This is a genomic window from Pseudomonas sp. BS3782 TE3695 (assembly GCF_050435305.1).
In the GTDB taxonomy this organism is placed as follows: Bacteria; Pseudomonadota; Gammaproteobacteria; order Pseudomonadales; family Pseudomonadaceae; genus Aquipseudomonas.
Window position 1 is genome coordinate 2,511,032 of record NZ_JBNDKB010000001.1, and the last position, 18,166, is coordinate 2,529,197.

General features: G+C 58.6%; 16 protein-coding genes. 14 read left to right on the forward strand and 2 right to left on the reverse strand.

Annotated elements, in window-relative coordinates; genetic code table 11:
• The first annotated feature begins 3 nt into the window (after window positions 1-3).
• The 3 genes from dgoD to ABH909_RS11600 all read left to right on the forward strand — a co-directional run bounded on the left by dgoD (window position 4) and on the right by ABH909_RS11600 (window position 3,525).
• Window positions 4-1,152 carry a galactonate dehydratase gene (gene dgoD, locus ABH909_RS11590; RefSeq protein WP_429433201.1) on the forward strand — a complete coding sequence of 383 codons (1,149 nt, stop codon included), beginning with the start codon at window positions 4-6 and terminating at the stop codon, window positions 1,150-1,152.
• Window positions 1,153-1,350: 198 nt separating this feature from the next.
• Window positions 1,351-2,661 (forward strand): MFS transporter, encoded by a 1,311-nt coding sequence (locus ABH909_RS11595; RefSeq protein ID WP_429433203.1) that lies wholly within the window; start codon window positions 1,351-1,353, stop codon window positions 2,659-2,661.
• A gap of 60 nt (window positions 2,662-2,721) precedes the next feature.
• Window positions 2,722-3,525, forward strand: a complete 804-nt coding sequence (locus ABH909_RS11600) for an IclR family transcriptional regulator (protein WP_008012044.1) — start codon at window positions 2,722-2,724, stop codon at window positions 3,523-3,525.
• On the opposite strand, the gene ABH909_RS11605 is transcribed toward ABH909_RS11600, so the two are convergent.
• Entirely contained in the window at window positions 3,522-4,574 is a 1,053-nt protein-coding gene (locus tag ABH909_RS11605) for an NAD(P)-dependent alcohol dehydrogenase (protein WP_429433205.1), read from the reverse strand. The genes ABH909_RS11600 and ABH909_RS11605 overlap by 4 nt on opposite strands.
• A gap of 190 nt (window positions 4,575-4,764) precedes the next feature.
• On the opposite strand from ABH909_RS11605, the gene ABH909_RS11610 reads away from it, so the two are divergent.
• Window positions 4,765-5,655, forward strand: a complete 891-nt coding sequence (locus ABH909_RS11610; RefSeq protein WP_429433207.1) for an AraC family transcriptional regulator — start codon at window positions 4,765-4,767, stop codon at window positions 5,653-5,655.
• A gap of 183 nt (window positions 5,656-5,838) precedes the next feature.
• Here ABH909_RS11610 and ABH909_RS11615 read toward each other — a convergent pair whose 3' ends face one another.
• Window positions 5,839-7,503, reverse strand: a complete 1,665-nt coding sequence (locus ABH909_RS11615; RefSeq protein ID WP_429433209.1) for an electron transfer flavoprotein-ubiquinone oxidoreductase — start codon at window positions 7,501-7,503, stop codon at window positions 5,839-5,841.
• A 546-nt stretch (window positions 7,504-8,049) separates the two neighbouring features.
• Between ABH909_RS11615 and ABH909_RS11620 the strand changes: the two genes are divergently transcribed.
• The 10 genes from ABH909_RS11620 to ABH909_RS11665 all read left to right on the forward strand — a co-directional run bounded on the left by ABH909_RS11620 (window position 8,050) and on the right by ABH909_RS11665 (window position 18,152).
• Complete coding sequence (locus ABH909_RS11620) at window positions 8,050-8,799, forward strand: electron transfer flavoprotein subunit beta/FixA family protein (protein WP_003226982.1); 750 nt, start codon at window positions 8,050-8,052, stop codon at window positions 8,797-8,799.
• A complete protein-coding gene (locus tag ABH909_RS11625) occupies window positions 8,800-9,729 on the forward strand; it encodes an electron transfer flavoprotein subunit alpha/FixB family protein (RefSeq protein ID WP_429433211.1) in 930 nt (309 codons plus the stop codon).
• Window positions 9,730-9,958: 229 nt separating this feature from the next.
• A complete protein-coding gene (locus ABH909_RS11630) occupies window positions 9,959-10,795 on the forward strand; it encodes a substrate-binding periplasmic protein (protein WP_429433213.1) in 837 nt (278 codons plus the stop codon).
• A gap of 9 nt (window positions 10,796-10,804) precedes the next feature.
• Window positions 10,805-11,161, forward strand: a complete 357-nt coding sequence (locus ABH909_RS11635; protein WP_008073146.1) for a DUF4398 domain-containing protein — start codon at window positions 10,805-10,807, stop codon at window positions 11,159-11,161.
• Entirely contained in the window at window positions 11,158-11,970 is an 813-nt protein-coding gene (locus tag ABH909_RS11640) for an OmpA family protein (RefSeq protein WP_429433215.1), read from the forward strand. Before ABH909_RS11635 ends, ABH909_RS11640 begins: the two co-directional genes overlap by 4 nt.
• A gap of 343 nt (window positions 11,971-12,313) precedes the next feature.
• Window positions 12,314-13,753 (forward strand): PLP-dependent aminotransferase family protein, encoded by a 1,440-nt coding sequence (locus ABH909_RS11645; RefSeq protein ID WP_007903895.1) that lies wholly within the window; start codon window positions 12,314-12,316, stop codon window positions 13,751-13,753.
• 87 nt (window positions 13,754-13,840) lie between these two features.
• Window positions 13,841-14,308 (forward strand): translation initiation factor 2, encoded by a 468-nt coding sequence (locus ABH909_RS11650; protein ID WP_429433217.1) that lies wholly within the window; start codon window positions 13,841-13,843, stop codon window positions 14,306-14,308.
• Window positions 14,309-14,466: 158 nt separating this feature from the next.
• The gene (locus ABH909_RS11655; protein WP_019582607.1) at window positions 14,467-14,721 is read left to right on the forward strand and encodes a YkgJ family cysteine cluster protein; all 255 of its coding nucleotides are present in this window, start codon (window positions 14,467-14,469) and stop codon (window positions 14,719-14,721) included.
• 40 nt (window positions 14,722-14,761) lie between these two features.
• Window positions 14,762-15,364: an START domain-containing protein gene (locus ABH909_RS11660; protein ID WP_429433219.1), complete on the forward strand. Its 603-nt coding sequence runs from the start codon at window positions 14,762-14,764 to the stop codon at window positions 15,362-15,364.
• A 694-nt stretch (window positions 15,365-16,058) separates the two neighbouring features.
• Window positions 16,059-18,152, forward strand: a complete 2,094-nt coding sequence (locus tag ABH909_RS11665; RefSeq protein ID WP_429433221.1) for an LTA synthase family protein — start codon at window positions 16,059-16,061, stop codon at window positions 18,150-18,152.
• The last annotated feature ends 14 nt before the right edge of the window (window positions 18,153-18,166 follow it).

Here is an 18,166-nt window from a genome sequence, read left to right on the forward strand (position 1 = left end):
TAGATGAAAATCACCAAACTTACTACCTTCATCGTTCCGCCGCGCTGGTGTTTCCTCAAGGTCGAAACCGACGAGGGCGTGACCGGTTGGGGTGAGCCCGTGGTCGAAGGCCGCGCGCACACCGTCGCCGCTGCGGTTGAGGAATTGTCCGACTACCTGATCGGCAAAGACCCACGCAACATCGAAGACATTTGGACCGTGCTTTACCGCGGCGGCTTCTACCGTGGCGGCGCGATCCACATGAGCGCTCTGGCCGGCATCGACCAGGCATTGTGGGACATTAAGGGCAAGGCGCTGGGGGTGTCGGTCAGCGATCTGTTGGGTGGTCAGGTGCGCGACAAGATTCGCGTTTATTCATGGATCGGTGGTGATCGCCCGGCCGACACCGCACGCGCTGCGAAAGAAGCGGTGAGCCGTGGTTTCACGGCGGTGAAAATGAACAGCACCGAAGAACTGCAATTTCTCGATTCCTTCGAGAAGGTCGATCTGGCCTTGGCCAACGTCGCCGCCGTACGCGATGCCGTCGGCCCGAATGTCGGCATCGGCGTGGACTTCCATGGTCGGGTGCACAAGCCCATGGCCAAGGTGCTGATGAAGGAACTCGACCCGTACAAACTGATGTTCATCGAAGAGCCGGTGCTGAGCGAAAACTACGAAGCGCTGAAAGAACTGGCACCACTGACCAGCACACCGATTGCCCTCGGCGAGCGATTGTTCTCGCGTTGGGATTTCAAGCGGGTGCTCAGCGAAGGCTACGTCGACATCATCCAGCCGGATGCTTCCCATGCAGGTGGCATCACCGAAACCCGCAAGATCGCCAACATGGCCGAAGCCTACGACGTGGCATTGGCGCTGCATTGCCCGTTGGGCCCGATCGCCCTGGCGGCGTGCCTGCAACTGGACGCGGTTTGCTACAACGCGTTCATCCAGGAACAGAGCCTGGGCATCCATTACAACGAGAGCAATGACCTGCTCGATTATGTGAAAGATCCACGGGTGTTCGACTACGACAAAGGCTTCGTGAAGATCCCCAACGGCCCGGGCCTTGGGATCGAGATCAACGAGGAATACGTGATCGAACGTGCCGCCGTCGGCCATCGCTGGCGCAACCCGATCTGGCGCCATGCCGATGGCAGCTTTGCCGAGTGGTGAGTCCCTTTTGACTCAACACAAATCTAATGGGGGAGCGGGCTTGCTCGCGAAGGCGGCATCACATTCAACAATGATGTCGACTGACACACCGCCTTCGCGAGCAAGCCCGCTCCCACACTTGATCTCCATGGACAGGAGGATCCGCGTTCAGGCGCGAGCTTTTCATCGACCTCAATAAACATAAGAAGAGGCACCCCCATGCAACCGCAAACCCTCACCGGGCAGGCGTCGTTGGTGACGCCGAGCCGCAAGCGCTTTTTCATCATGGTCCTGTTGTTCATCACGGTGGTGATCAACTACCTGGACCGCAGCAACCTGTCGATTGCCGCCCCGGCGCTGACCAGCGACCTGGGCATCGATCCGATCCATGTCGGGCTGATCTTTTCCGCGTTCGGCTGGACCTACGCCGCCATGCAGATCCCCGGCGGCTGGCTGGTGGACCGGGTGCCGCCGCGCATCCTCTATAGCGTCGCATTGCTGCTGTGGTCGCTGGCCACGGTGCTGCTCGGCTTCGCTGCCAGCTTCATCGCGCTGTTCGTGCTGCGCATGGCCGTCGGTGCGCTGGAAGCACCGGCGTACCCGATCAACAGCCGTGTGGTGACGACCTGGTTCCCCGAGCGCGAACGCGCCACCGCCATCGGTTTCTACACCTCCGGGCAGTTCGTCGGGCTGGCGTTCCTAACGCCGGTGCTCGCTTGGCTACAACACCAATATGGCTGGCACATGGTGTTTGTCAGCACCGGCGCGGTGGGCATCATTTGGGCGGTGATCTGGTACGCGGTGTATCGCGAACCACGGGATTTCAAGGGCGCCAACGACGCTGAAATCGAGCTGATCCGCGAGGGCGGCGGGCTGGTGGATATCCAGGCTGAAGCCGCGAAGACCAAGGCGAAATTCAGTTGGGTCGACCTCGGGATTGTCTTGAGCAAACGCAAGTTGTGGGGCATTTACCTCGGTCAGTTCTGCCTCAATTCGACGTTGTGGTTTTTTCTGACGTGGTTCCCCACCTACCTGGTGAAATATCGCGGCATGGACTTCATCAAGTCGGGCTTGCTGGCCTCGCTACCGTTTCTGGCAGCCTTCGTCGGCGTGCTGTGTTCGGGGTTCTTCTCGGACTTTTTGATCCGGCGCGGTTACACGGTGGGTTTCGCCCGCAAGTTGCCGATCATTGGCGGCCTGCTGATTTCCACCTCGATCATCGGCGCCAACTTTGTCGAGTCGACGCCGCTGGTGATTGCCTTCCTTGCGCTGGCCTTCTTCGGTAATGGCCTGGCCTCGATCACCTGGTCGCTGGTGTCGACCCTGGCCCCAGCGCGCTTGCTTGGATTGACCGGTGGGGTGTTCAATTTCATCGGTAACCTGGCAGCGATTACCACGCCGATCGTCATCGGTTTCCTCGCCTCCGGGGATTCGTTTGCCCCGGCGATTACCTATATCTCGGTTCTGGCGTTGTTGGGTGCGCTTTCTTACGTGTTACTGGTGGGCAAGGTCGAGCGTATCAAGTTGTAGTCGCAGCCATCGGGCGACCATAATGCCGTCCGTTCACTCGCTCAACGGTAAAGGCTGGATATGCAGGAAGACGCCCCAAAAATCGCCAAGGACGCTGCGCCGACTGGCACCCAGACACTGCTTCGTGGTTTGGGTGTGGTTCAGGCCGTGGCCAGTGGCGCCCGCGATCTCAAGGAAATCGCCCGGCTGATCGGCACAACGCGCAGCACCACTCATCGTCTGGCCAGTTGCCTGGTGGACGAGCGTTATCTGCGGGTAGTGCCGCAAGTCGGTTATCTGCTGGGGCCGAAACTGATCGAGCTGGGTTTCCAGGCACGTGAAGAGCTGCCGCTGGTGACGCTGGCCGGGCCGTATCTGGATGAGTTGTCGGCGTTGACCGGCGACACCATTCACCTGGCGATCCGTGAGGGCGATGAGGTGTTGTACCTGCACAAGAATCCGGGGCGCAACGGTCCGGAAATGCGTTCGCGGGTCGGTCATCGCATGCCATTGGCGCGTACCGGCATCGGTAAGGCGCTGATGCTCGATGACACGCAGGAAGAATGGCAACGGCTGTACGAAATCAGCTTGCCGGTGGGCGGGAAAAACCAGTTCTGGCCGCAGCACCCGGAGCAATCCTGGGAGCAGTTTCAGCAGCGCATGATCGAGTACGTCGCTGGCGGGTACGCCTTCGACCTGGAAGACAACGAACCGTCGATCCGCTGCGTGGCGGCACCGATTCGCGATGCCAGCAAACGCATCGTCGCCGGTATCAGCATCGCCAGCACCGTGCCGTACATGCCGCTGGAAAAAATGGCCGAGCTGATTCCCCTGATCAAAGGGGTCACAGCCCGGCTGTCGGCGGAGCTTGGCTTGAAGGTTTAAACCTTCAGTGTCGCCATGTCGATCACGAAGCGGTACTTCACGTCACCGGCAATCATGCGGGTGTAAGCCTCGTTGATCTGGCGGATGTCGAGCATTTCGATATCGCAGGTGATGCCGTGTTCGGCGCAGAAATCCAGCACTTCCTGGGTTTCGGCGATGCCGCCGATCAGGGATCCGGCCAACACGCGACGACCCAATACCAGTTTGGCAGCGTGCACTGGTGGATCAATCGGTTCAATCAAGCCCACCAGAATGTGTACGCCGTCGAAACGCAAGGTATCGAGGTAGGGATTGAGGTCGTGCTGCACCGGAATGGTGTCCAGCAGGAAGTCGAAATGTCCTGCGGCGGCTTTCATCTGCTCAGCATCGGTGGACACGATCACGTGGTCCGCGCCTTGGCGACGACCTTCTTCGGCCTTGCTCGCCGAGCGGGTGAACAACGTCACCTCAGCGCCCATCGCCTTGGCGAACTTGATGCCCATGTGGCCGAGGCCGCCCATGCCGAGAATCCCGACCTTGTCACCGGCCTTGACGCCGTAGTGCTTGAGCGGCGAATAAGTGGTGATGCCGGCGCACAGAATCGGCGCGGCGCTGGCCGGGTCGAGTTTCTCCGGGATACGCACGACAAAGTGCTCGCTGACCACGATGCTGTCGGAGTAACCGCCCATGGTGTTGCTGCCATCGACACGGTCCGGGGTGGCATAGGTCATGGTCGGACCTTCCAGGCAGTATTGCTCCAGATCCGCCTGGCAGGCTTCGCAGTGGCGGCACGAGTCGACCATGCAGCCGACGCCGACCAGATCGCCGATTTTGTGTCGGGTAACGTTCGCACCGACGGCGGTCACTTTGCCTACGATTTCGTGGCCGGGCATCAGCGGGTAAACAGCAATGCCCCACTCGTTGCGGGCCTGATGGATGTCGGAATGGCAGACGCCGCAGTAGAGAATGTCGATCGCAACGTCGTCGGCCCGTGGGCTGCGGCGTTCGAATTTCATTGGGGCGAGGGGAGTGGTGGCTGACTGAGCGGCGTATCCGATGGCGGTGTACATGGTGAACCTCGCAAAAGCGGTGACAGGTGAGGCGAGCCATTCTGGGCGCCGCACGGGTGACCGGCCATGGCGATTCCTCCGGGTGTCATGCCTAATCCTCCGGCATGCACCGTTGATTGGTCGCATTGGCGTTCAGACCTGCGATGATGCTTTCATCCCTTTTTGCGCGACTTTTTGTGAAGAGCTCCCCATGTTGTTGACCCGTCATCTCGATGCCAATGCCACCCTGGTTTCGCTGATTCAGCCTTTGACTAATCGCGACGGTTTCGCTTCCACAGCGTTGCCGGGTGTGCAGGTTTTGCGCGCCAGTTGTGATGTCGCCCGTGGCCCGCAAATCTACGAGCCAAGCCTGGTCATCATCGCCCAAGGCAGCAAGTTGGCGTATCTGGGCCCGCGTACGCTTGAGTACGGGGCCGGGCATTACCTGATTCAGGCGTTGCCGGTGCCCTTCGAGTGCGAGACGTTTTCGGCGCCGGATGGCCCGATGCTGGGCGTTTCCATCGCCATCGACCGGGTGATGCTCGGTGAGTTGGTATTGGCCATGGGGCTTTCACCGGGGCGCACGGTTCCCGCGCAGACGCCCGAGTCCATGACCTCGGCGGTGCTCGACGATGCCATGCGCGGTTGTGTGGAGCGGTTGTTGCGCTGCCTGCACGATCCGCTGGAATGCCAGATCATGGGCCCGGCGCGTTTGCGTGAGTTGTTGTTCGTGGCGTTGCGCGGGCCGCAAGCGGATGTATTGCGCGCGTTGGTGGAACAACAGGGGCAGTTCGCCCGGATCGCGGCATCCCTGAGTCATCTGCATGCGCATTACACCGAGCCGCTGAATGTCGAGACCCTGGCCAGTTGCGCGAACATGAGCGCGTCGACATTTCATGAGCATTTCAAGCGCTGCACGTTGTTGTCGCCGGTGCAGTATTTGAAGCGTTTGCGCTTGCTCAGGGCCCAGCAGTTGTTGCTGGGCGAAGGGTTGGGCGTGGCCCAGGTGGCGCATCGGGTGGGGTATCAGAGCACGTCGCAGTTCAGCCGCGAGTACAAGCGTTACTTCGAACGCAATCCAGGGGATGAGCGGGCTGCTTGATGCACCACAAATCCCTGTGGGAGCGGGCTTGCCCGCGAAAGCGGTTTATCATCCAACATTGATGTCGACTGATATATCGCTTTCGCGAGCAAGCCCGCTCCCACATTGGTTTGGTGTTGATGCCTGGATTTCGGGCAACAAAAAGGCCCCCATTTCGGGAGCCTTGATGTTCAGCTGTTCGACTTACATGTTCGGGTACGTCGGGCCGCCAGAGCCTTCCGGCGCCACCCAGGTGATGTTCTGTGCAGGGTCCTTGATGTCGCAGGTCTTGCAGTGAACGCAGTTCTGGGCGTTGATCTGGAAGCGCTTCTCGCCGTCTTCCTGGGTCACCACTTCGTACACGCCGGCCGGGCAGTAACGCTGGGCAGGCTCATCGTACAGTGGCAGGTTCTTGGCAATCGGAATGCTCGGATCGGTCAGCTTCAAGTGGCAAGGCTGCTCCTCTTCGTGGTTGGTACCCGAGATGAACACCGAACTGAGTTTGTCGAAGCTGATCTTGCCGTCCGGTTTCGGATAGTCGATCTTCTTGCAGTCGGCCGCCAGTTTCAGGCAAGCGTAATCCGGCTTGGTGTCGTGCAGGGTGAACGGCAGTTTGCCGCCGAAGATGTTCTGGTCGAGCCAGTTGAAACCACCGCCGACGATGGCGCCGAACTTGTGGATCGCCGGGCCGAAGTTACGGCTGGCGAACAGTTCGTCGTAGAGCCAGCTCTTCTTGAAAGCGTCGACGTAAGTGGTCAGCTCTTCGGTGCCATCCTTCTCCGCGAACAGCGCATCGGCCACGGCGTCAGCGGCGAGCATGCCGGATTTCATCGCGGTGTGGCTGCCTTTGATCTTGGCGAAGTTCAGCGTGCCGAGGTCGCAACCGATCAGTGCGCCGCCCTTGAAAACCATTTTCGGCAGCGAGTTCAAGCCGCCTTTGGAGATAGCACGCGCGCCGTAGCTGATGCGCTTGCCGCCTTCCAGGTATTGCTTGAGCACCGGGTGATGCTTGAGGCGCTGGAACTCGTCGAACGGCGACAGGAAGGTGTTGCTGTAGGAAAGATCGACGATCAGGCCGACCACCACCTGGTTGTTTTCCAGGTGATAGAGGAACGAGCCACCGGTGTTCTCGGTGCCCATGATGTCCAGCGGCCAACCGGCCGTGTGGACTACCAGGCCTGGCTGGTGTTTGGCTGGGTCGACTTCCCAGATTTCTTTCAGGCCGATGCCGTAGTGCTGGGCGTCGGCTTCGCTGTCGAGGTTGAAGCGCTTGATCAGCTGCTTGCCGATGTGGCCGCGGCAACCTTCGGCGAACAGCGTGTACTTGGCACGCAGTTCCATGCCCGGGGTATACAGGCCTTCTTTTGGATTGCCTTCGCGGTCAACGCCCAGATCGCCGGTGATGATCCCGCGAACCACGCCGTTCTCGTCGAACAGGGCTTCCTGGGCGGCGAAGCCCGGGTAGATTTCCACGCCCAGGTTCTCGGCCTGCTGAGCCAGCCAGCGGCACAGGTTGCCCAGCGAAATGATGTAGTTGCCTTCGTTGTGCATGGTCTTGGGCACAAAGAGGTCAGGAATCTTCTGTGCGCTGTCGGCGTTTTTCAGAACGAAGATGTCATCGCGTGTGACTGGCGTATTCAGCGGCGCGCCGAGTTCTTTCCAGTCAGGGAACAGTTCGTTCAGGGCGCGTGGTTCGAACACGGCACCGGACAGGATGTGAGCACCGACTTCGGAGCCTTTTTCGACCACGCAGACGCTGATTTCCTTACCGGCTTCGGCGGCCTTCTGCTTCAAACGGCAGGCGGCGGACAGGCCAGCGGGGCCGGCACCGACGATGACCACGTCGAATTCCATGTATTCGCGTTCCACAGGCTATCTCCTACTCAAGGCTCAACAGTTTTTTTTCTAATTGGAGGTTTGGCGTTGCATCCATTATTTCCTCCGGCAACGGCCGGAACGCACAATGGATGACCACCTTTCTCTCTAGGTGGCGCATTATATCTACACCACTCCTAGCGTCCAATACAAACGTTTGTTTGAATTGGCTCGAAGCCAGATAAATCAAAGTCACCGCGGCTTATGAGTGGCCATTTTGCCGTATTGACCGGAATAGGCGTTCCGGTCAAGATACGGTCGGTTTTGCGCTCGCCGTAGGCTGACTGTTGGTTTCAAGAGCACCTCTAAAGACAGGGCGATGGCAGTACAAGGTGATGCGCCGCGCAGGTTTTTCGCGCAGTTTACACGCCACGATAATGAATGACCCGTCAGTCACCACTGACGAACGGTTATCCGCCTCGTGAGTAAGGTTCACCTTTACACCTGCCAGCGTTTTTAGAGGTGCCCTTGCGCCGATGAGCATCAACCGCCAGGTTCGCCTAGGCGACTTTCTTTTCACCGGAGAGTAACGAGGAATCCATGAAGGTTCTTGTAGCTGTCAAACGCGTTGTGGATTACAACGTCAAGGTTCGTGTCAAGGCGGACAATTCCGGCGTCGACCTCGCTAACGTCAAGATGTCGATGAACCCATTCTGCGAAATCGCAGTGGAAGAAGCCGTACGTCTGAAAGAGAAAGGCGTTGCGACTGAAATCGTCGTCGTCTCCATCGGCCCGTCCACCGCTCAAGAGCAACTGCGCACCGCGCTGGCTCTGGGTGCCGACCGCGCCATCCTCGTCGAATCCGCTGAAGATCTGACTTCCCTGGCCGTTGCCAAGTTGTTGAAAGCTGTTGTCGACAAGGAACAGCCTCAGCTGGTGATCCTCGGCAAACAAGCCATCGACAGCGACAACAACCAGACTGGCCAGATGCTCGCTGCATTGAGCGGCTACGGGCAGGGCACCTTCGCCTCTAAAGTCGAAGTGTCCGGCGACAGCGTTGCCGTGACTCGCGAAATCGACGGCGGCGCGCAGACGGTTTCCCTGAAACTGCCGGCCATCGTCACCACCGACCTGCGTTTGAACGAGCCGCGCTACGCGTCTCTGCCAAACATCATGAAAGCCAAGAAGAAGCCTCTCGAAGTGCTGACTCCGGACGCTTTGGGCGTTTCCACCGCCTCCACCAACAAGACCCTGAAAGTCGAAGCGCCGGCTGCACGCAGCGCGGGTATCAAGGTCAAGTCGGTGGCTGAACTGGTTGAAAAACTCAAGAACGAAGCGAAGGTAATCTAAATGACTATCTTGGTTATTGCTGAACACGACAACAAAGTACTGGCCCCGGCCACGCTGAACACTGTGGCTGCTGCCGCCAAGATCGGTGGTGATATCCACGTTCTGGTTGCAGGTCAGGGCGCTGGCGCCGTAGCTGAAGCCGCTGCAAAAATCGCTGGCGTATCCAAAGTGCTGACAGCCGACAACGCTGCCTACGCTCATCAACTGCCGGAAAACGTCGCGCCGCTGGTAGCGGAGTTGGGCAAAGGCTACAGCCACATCCTGGCTGCTGCGACGTCCAACGGCAAAAACATCCTGCCGCGCGTTGCGGCTCAGCTGGACGTTGACCAGATCTCCGAGATCATCTCGGTCGAAAGCGCTGACACCTTCAAGCGCCCGATCTACGCCGGTAACGCCATTGCAACCGTTCAATCGAACGCTGCGGTCAAAGTGATCACCGTGCGTGCCACCGGTTTCGACCCGGTTGCCGCTGAAGGTGGTTCGGCGGCCGTTGAAGCCGTTGCGGCTGCTCACGACGCTGGCACTTCGAGCTTCGTTGGCGAAGAACTGGCCAAGTCCGATCGTCCGGAACTGACCGCTGCCAAAATCGTCGTTTCCGGCGGTCGCGGCATGCAGAACGGCGACAACTTCAAACACCTGTACGCCCTGGCTGACAAGCTGGGCGCTGCCGTCGGTGCTTCCCGCGCCGCGGTCGACGCAGGTTTTGTACCCAACGACATGCAGGTTGGTCAGACCGGCAAGATCGTTGCGCCGCAGCTGTACATTGCCGTCGGTATCTCCGGCGCGATCCAGCACCTGGCCGGCATGAAGGACTCCAAAGTGATCGTTGCGATCAACAAGGACGAAGAAGCGCCAATCTTCCAGGTGGCCGATTACGGCCTGGTGGCGGACCTGTTCGAAGCCATCCCCGAGTTCGAGAAGCTGGTCTAATCCGGCGGCTTGACTTATAAAGAGCCCGGCCTTTTGGTCGGGCTTTTTTTGTGGTTCTGTAGGAGCTATGTAGGAGCTGTCGAGTGAAACGAGGCTGCGATCTTTCCTGTCGCACTTGAGTATCAAGAGCAAGATCAAAAGATCGCAGCCTCGTTTCACTCGACAGCTTCCTACACAGCTCCTACACAGCTCATACGGGCGAAAATATTGGGTTGTAGGGAGTGTCCCCATGGATTTACGCCGCGTGTGTGGCTGGTCATTACTGCTGGGGCTGACGCTTTTGCCAGGGCTGTCCATAGCCGCTGGCAAGTGTGAGCGCCTGGTAGTGACCGGCAGCCCGGACGCGCCGCCGTACCTGTGGCAAGACCCACAAAACCCCAAGCATCTGATTGGCGCCAGCGCTGATCTGTTGCAGCACGTGGCGGGGGAGTTGGGCATCACGGTCGAACTGCTTTACGCCGGCAAACGCTCCCAGGCCCTGGATGAAGTGCGCAGCGGACGCATGGACATACTGGCCGATGCGCCGTTAATGGTCAGTGAGCTGGAAAATCTGGATTACATCCATCCACCGCTGCTGGAAAACGATTACCTGGTCTGGACCCGCAACGATTCGTTACTGGTCTACAACGAAGCGCAGGACCTTCGCGGTCATCCCGGTGCGTTGTCGGAAAAGGCTCGTATAACCCCCGCATTCGGTATTTTTGCCGAGCAGCAATTAACCCTGTTGCGCACGCCCAATCTGACCCAGGCCTTTCAGAAATTGCTGCTGAACGAGGTGGAATTTGTCCTCGCCGGACGCTACTCGGGCATGGCCCTGGTGCAAACGCTGGGGATGGCCAATGACTTGATGGCCCACCCACACCCCATCGACAAACCGGGCCTGTATCTTGCGGTTTCCCATAACTCTGCCTGCAACGATCCCTGGTTGCGCGGACAGCTGGCCAAAAAGATGACAGAATTGCCCGCGTCCGGACTGACAGAAGCTGCGCTACTGCGCAATATCGAGCGTTGGAAAGCGCAACGCTCGCAACCGCAGCCACAACCTGTCAGTACCCCAAAACAGTAGGGATTCTTAGTGAGTATTCGACCTCTTTTCGCTGCCCTGGCCGTTCTGGCTCTGGCGGGTTGTGCAGCCGATCCGGCGCCGAATGAACAAATACGCCTGACCGAACAGGCTCTTGAACAAGCCAAGGCCGTGGGTGCTACCGCCGACGAAGTGCCGGAGCTGAAACTGGCTGAAGACAAGTTCAAGCGTGCCAAGGGCAACATGGCCGACCAGTCCTTCAAGAATGCGCGCATGCGGGCCGAGCAGGCCGAGCTGGACGCGCGTCTGGCCGAAGCCCGGGTTCTGACCCTCAAGAGTGAGGAGCAGTTGAACGTGCTCAATACCCGCATCACTCGTCTGCGCAAGCAACTGGGAGATGCCCAATGAGCCTGAAAACCAAAGCGCTCGGCGGCTTGATCCTGGCCGGTTGCGCAAGCCTTTATGGTTGCGCCGGTCAACACAGCGAAGCCGTTATCCAACAGGCCGGCACTGACTTTCAGAAGGTCAAGGAAGACTCCAACGTGCTGCGCATTGCGCCCAAAGACGTGATCCGCGCCGGCGAGTCGCTGGCCCGGGCCGATCGTCTGTCCAGCTACTGGGGCAGCGGTTCGGACGTTGTGCATTACGCCTACCTGAGCCGGCGCTACAGCGAAATCGCCCGGGAACACACCAATCAAGTGCTCAACGAGGAACGCGCGGCGAAGCTCGAACTCGAGCGTCAGCGCCTGCAACTGGCCCTGCGTGAGTCCAAGTTGCTCAGCGTGCAGCAACAGGGCAAGTGGCTCGAAGAGCAGATCGTGGCGTTGGCGACTACCCAAACCGACCGTGGTCTGGTGATGACTCTGGGCGATGTGCTGTTCGATACCGGTGAAGCAGAGCTGAAAAGTTCGGCAAACCGCGTGGTGCTGAAGATTGTCCAGTTCTTGCAGCTCAACCCTAAGCGTGTGGTGCGGATCGAAGGCTATACCGACAGCACTGGCGGTAAACAGGAAAACCTCAAGCTGTCCCGCGACCGTGCGCAATCGGTGGCGGATGTGTTGATGGACCTGGGTATCGACGACAAACGTATCAAAGTCGAAGGCTACGGCGATGAATACCCGGTGGAAGTGAACGCCTCAGAACGTGGTCGTGCACAGAACCGTCGGGTGGAAATTGTGTTCTCCGACGAAAAAGGCCAGCTCGGCGCCGCTCGCTAAGGGGGCGTTGCTTGGAAAAGCCAGGCACACCGGTCTGGATGACACCGGAAATCCTGTAGGAGCCTGCGATCTTTTGATCTTTCGCTTGAGACTCAAGTGGACCTGGAGAGATCGCAGCCTCGTTTCACTCGACAGCTCCTACCAGCTTCTACGACCCGGCCTTCAGCAGTGCCGGGTTTTTTATGCCTGCCAATCAGCGCAATACTCTCCATAAAACAGTACAGTTTTTGCTGACAATGCACTGTACGGTCGACTATTGTGACAACTGTCCCAGTACACTTCAAAACTGTTCCGGTATTGTTTTACACAAGAATAAAATGCCCGTGAAATCGAGTGCTGCGTCATGACCAATCTCTTGCTTTACCAACGTATTGCTCAGCAACTGGCCGAAGACATCCGCCGCGGTGTTTACCAGCCAGGGGAGCGCGTGCCTTCGGTGCGCAAGATGAGCTCGCAGCTCAACGTAAGCCATGCAACGGTGTTGCAGGCCTACGCCAACCTTGAAGATCAGGGGCTGATTCGTGCCCGGCCGCAATCCGGTTACTACGTGCACCAGACGCCGGCGCTCACGGCGCCAACCCCGGACATTGCCCGGGTCGAGCGACCAGGCCTTGTCACCCGCAGCAGCATCATTCAGCAAGTCCTGGTCGAATCCCGCCGCGAAGGCGTCTTTCCGTTGGGCGCCGCCGTTCCGAGCGTCGACTATCTGCCGGTGCGGGCGCTGCATCAGCAACTGGCCAAAGTCACCCGTTTCCATAGCCCGCGGGCGTTCAGCTACATGTTCAGCCCTGGTTTCGAGCCGTTGCGTCGGCAAGTGGCAATCCGCATGCGCGACGCCGGTGTGGTGGTCGACCCGTCGGAAGTGGTGATCACCCACGGCTGCGTCGATGCGTTGCAGATGTCTCTGCGCGTGTTGACCCGGCCGGGCGATCTGATCGCGGCCGAGTCGCCAACCTATTACGGTTTGCTGCAACTGGCCGACCTGCTGGGGCTCAAAGTCATTGAAATCCCCAGTGATCCAGCCACCGGCATGAGCCTGGAAGCCCTGCAACTGGCGGCCAACCAGTGGTCGATCAAGGCGCTGGTGCTGACCACGCGCCTGAGCAATCCCTTGGGCGGCACCATGCCCGAAGAACGGCAGAAACAATTGCTGCGCCTGGCCTCGGATTTCGATATCCAGGTCGTCGAAGACGATATTTACGGCGAACTGATGTTCGAGCAAGGTCGCACCAAATCGCTCAAGGCCTACGACCGGCTGGATCGGGTGATCTATTGCTCCAGCTTCTCCAAAACCCTGTCGCCCGGTGTACGCATTGGCTGGATGATTGCCGGCAAGTACCAGCAGGAAATCCAGCGCTTGCAGACCTTCAGCACCCATTCGGCCTGTAGCGTCACGCAAATGGGCATTGCGGCTTATCTGGAAAATGGTGGCTACGACCGGCATTTGCGCTACATCCGTCAGGAGTACCGCAAGAATCTCAGCGCTTTTCAACTGGCGGTGCAGCAGTACTTCCCGGAAGGCACGCAGATGACTCGGCCCACCGGCGGCTTCATTCTGTGGGTCAGTCTGCCGGGGCGGGTGAATACGCAGGAACTGCATGTGCGTGCATTGCAGCAGGGCATCAGCATTGCGCCGGGGCTGATTTTCAGTAATACCGAGCAGTTCAATCATTGCATTCGCCTGAATTGTGGCATCCCCTGGAACCGCGAGGCCGAGCGTGCATTGATGACGTTGGGGTTACTGGCGACGCAACTTTGCCAGGAGACGGCGAGCGGTTTTTGACCGGACGGGCAGTGGTGAACTGCCCGCTTGTCTTGTCGTCTCCAACAGGCGAGCATATAGCCTTCTGCCGTTCACGCCGTTGGGTCCATGAAGCCGATTTTTCCTGCCGCCTGGTTGTTGATCTGCCTGTTAATGACCTGTCACCCGGAAGGCGTCCTGGCGGCTTCCGTTCAGGAAAAACCGACAGCCAGCACCCCTGCGAAAAAAGCGGCACCGGTCAAAAAAGTCGCACCGACCAAAAAGAAAGCAGCAACGGTAAAGAAACGTTCCCCCATTGCCGCCAAGTCGAAACCGGCCAGTGAAGTCGTGAAAACCAAACTCCCTTCGGCAGATCTCGACTTGAGCCTGCCCAAGGACATGGTCGAAGAACTGAAACCGGTCGGCACGGTAACCTTGCCCCCACGCGATACGCTATTGCCACAAATGTTCGGTGACAAGAGCAGCCCGTTCCAGCTCAACGGTCGCCTGCTCAGCAACGAAATGCAGTTGCAGCTGCGCAATTCAGAGCGGCGGGAAGTTGAAGGCGCGGCGCTGGAATTCGAGTTCAAGCAGTAATTTCCTCCCAATCGTGACCCGCGCACCAGGCGCTTTGTCGGAGACTGCTCGGTCACGTTCGTTTGAATGAAAAAACCCGGGCTCAGGTAATTTTAAACAGCCGTTTTAGCCGTTACTCTGTGCCACGTCCCTTTACCCGTCGCGAGGAGCTTGTCGTCATGAGATGCCGTGAAGGCTGTGGCGCCTGTTGCATTGCCCCTTCCATCAGTTCGCCGATTCCCGGCATGCCCAATGGCAAAGCCGCCGGAGAACGTTGCGTCCAGCTGTCTGCCGATAACCTGTGCAGCATTTTCGGCAAGCCGGAACGCCCTGCGGTGTGTTCGGCATTTGAAGCCGATGTCGAAGTCTGCGGAAGCAGCAGCGATGAAGCGATCAAGTTGCTGGGCTGGTGGGAGCAAATGACGGCCGCGTGATGTGTTCAACGAACGGAACTTCAACAACAAGGAAAAGACTATGGGTTCGCTGCATCGTATGGCTGTGCTGTGTGGTTTGACGGTTTTACTGGCTTCCACAGCCCAGGCCGAAGAGTGGAAAACCGCCAAGGAAGAACAGGGCATCAAGGTGTCCTTGAGTGAAGTGGCCGGTTCCCAATACAAGGCGTACCGTGGCGTGACCGTCATGAAGACCACCATGGCCAAACTGCGTGCATTGCAGGAAGACGTGCCGGGTGCCTGTGCATGGATTCACGAGTGCAAGACTCAGAAGTTACTCAAACATGACGGTAACCAGAGCTGGACCTACACCCGGTTCAATACCCCTTGGCCGGTCACTCCTCGCGACTCCGTGTTGCATATCACCACTGTTGAAGGCGCCGATGGTAGCCTGACCCGTGAACTGGAAGGCCAACCGAAATATCTTCCTGAAGAAAAAGGTTTTGTACGGGTCGCCCAGGTTAAAGGGTTCTGGAAGCTCGTCCCTAAAGGCGATCAAGTCGAAGTGACTTATCAGGCCCATACCGAACCCGGCGGCAGCGTGCCGTCGTGGTTGGCCAACAAGTTTGTGGTCGATGCGCCGTTCAACACCCTCAAAGCCCTGAAAGAACGCGCCGAGAAGTAACCGCGTATTCTTTTGATATGGCCTGTTGGACAACGCCCCGATTTGATCGCAACGCTGTTCACTTAAGCGCGACTCTCTGTCATGCCAACCTTTGTGGCGAGCGAGCTTGCTCGCGTTGGGCTGCGTAGCGGCCCCAAAAATCTGATAACAATCACCGATTTTTGTGAGTGCTACGCACTCAAGCGGGAGCAAGCTCCCTCGCCACAGGTTACTCACTGACTCAAGACTCTTAAGTGAACAGCATTGCGATTTGATCGGGGCGTTTGCTTTTTCTTACCAAGGGCGGGGCTTTATTTTGTTTCTGGATATGCGTTGAACGAAATTTTCACAAAGCCTCCAAGACAATTCACCCGCGCTTCAGCCCGTAGGCCTGCGCAACCTTACGCCACGCCTCTTGTCCCAGACGCTGCAAGCGACAGTCGGCCAGTAATCAATGGTAATGCCGCAGTTGATCGTGCAACATTTGCGCACCGCGCAAGCCCCGACAGAGGGCAAGACAGCTGATGGCGGCCAGTTAAACGCAAGTCCATGTGGGAGCGGGCTTGCTCGCGAAAGCGGTGTGTCAGACGACATTAATGTTGACTGTACCGCCGCCTTCGCGAGCAAGCCCGCTCCCACAGGTTAACCGACCAGCCTCAGGCAAAGCGCCGCTGTATTTTTTGAAACTTCAACTTCCAATGGGTCCTAAAACGACATGGCAAACCCGGACGCCCTGAGTCAGCAGCGAGCTTCTAGTCGCCTGCTGCAACCGACCGTCAAATCGCATCTGGCCTACACGCTAATGTGTGCGGTGGTCATGATGGTCATGTTCAGCCTGCTGCGCTTGGCGCTGCTGGTCTACAACAGCTCGATGATCCTCGACACACCGGCTTCGACCTTTCTGGAAGCGTTCGCCAACGGCCTGCGTTTCGACTTGCGCCTGGTGGTTTACCTCAGCATTCCGCTGCTGCTGGCACTGTTCAGCGTCAGGGCGATGGCCGCCCGCGGGTTTTTCCGGTTGTGGCTGACCGTTGTCTCGAGCATCGCGCTGTTCCTCGGCCTGATGGAGATGGACTTTTACCGCGAGTTCCACCAGCGCCTCAACGGTCTGGTCTTCCAGTACGTGAAAGAAGACCCGAAAACCGTGATGAGCATGCTCTGGTACGGTTTTCCGGTGGTTCGCTACCTGCTGGCCTGGGCCGTGGGCACGTTGATTCTGACGCTTGCATTCAAGGGCGCCGACCGCGCCACGCGTCCTCGCGGGCCGTTCAGCGGTGGCAGCATCAGTACGCGGCAGGTCGCTCCGTGGTATACGCGTGGCGCGGTGTTCGTGGTCTGCCTGTTGGTCTGCGTGGTCGCTGCTCGTGGCACTCTGCGTCAGGGGCCGCCCATGCGTTGGGGTGACGTTTACACCACCGACTCCAACTTCGCCAATCAGTTGGGCCTCAATGGCACGTTGTCATTGGTTGCGGCGGCCAAAAGCCGGCTGTCCGAACATCGCGACAATGTCTGGAAAGCCACACTGCCACAGCCCCAGGCCCAGCAGACCGTGCGTGATTCGTTGTTGACCCCGAGCGACAAGCTGGTCGATCCCGAGACCGCCGCGGTGCGTCGCAATTTCAGCCCCGACACCAACAAGACTCTGCCGATCAAGAACGTCGTGGTGATCCTGATGGAAAGCTTCGCCGGTCACTCGGTGGGCGCCTTGGGTCGTCCGGGTGACATCACGCCGTACTTCGACAAACTGTCAAAAGAAGGCCTGTTGTTCGATCGTTTCTTCTCCAACGGCACCCATACCCACCAGGGCATGTTCGCCACCATGGCCTGCTTCCCGAACTTGCCGGGTTTCGAATACCTGATGCAGACGCCTGAAGGCAGCCACAAACTGTCCGGCCTGCCGCAGTTGCTCAGCGCCCGTGACTACGATGATGTGTACGTCTACAACGGCGACTTCGCCTGGGACAACCAGTCAGGCTTCTTCAGCAACCAGGGCATGACCAACTTCATCGGGCGTAATGACTTCGTCAACCCGGTGTTTTCCGATCCGACCTGGGGCGTGTCCGACCAGGACATGTTCAACCGTGGCCTGGAAGAATTGAAGGCCCGCGATGGCAAGGACAAGAAACCGTTCTATGCCTTGCTGCAAACGCTGTCCAACCACACACCATACGCTTTGCCGACGCCATTGCCGGTGAAACCTGTGACCGATCGCGGCAGCCTCAACGACCATTTGACCGCCATGCGCTACTCCGACTGGGCGTTGGGTCAATTCTTCGAACAGGCCCGCAAAGAGCCGTATTTCAAGGAAACCCTGTTTGTGGTGGTCGGCGACCACGGTTTTGGCAATGAACAGCAGATCACTGAAATGGACCTGGGTCGCTTCAACGTGCCGATGCTGCTGATCGGGCCGGGCGTCCAGGAAAAATTCGGCAAGGTCGACCACACCGTCGGCACCCAGATCGACATCGTGCCGACCATCATGGGCCGTATTGGTGGAGAGGTGGTTCATCAATGCTGGGGTCGCGATATGCTGAACCTACCGGAAGGCGACAAGGGTTTTGGTGTGATCAAGCCGTCGGGCAGCGATCAGACAGTTGCATTACTCACTGGGGATCGCGTGCTGGTACTGCCCAAAGAGATGCCGCCCAAGTTGTATCAATATGAACTGGGCGCCAATCCCAAAGGTGAAGTGATCCCGGCATCGGCTGACGAAGCAGCGCTCAAGCAAAAGCTCGAGTCGTTCATCCAGACGGCCACCAAAAGCCTGATCGATAACACCGCCGGTGTCGTTGACGGCAAGCCAGACTAAGTTATGGCGCAATA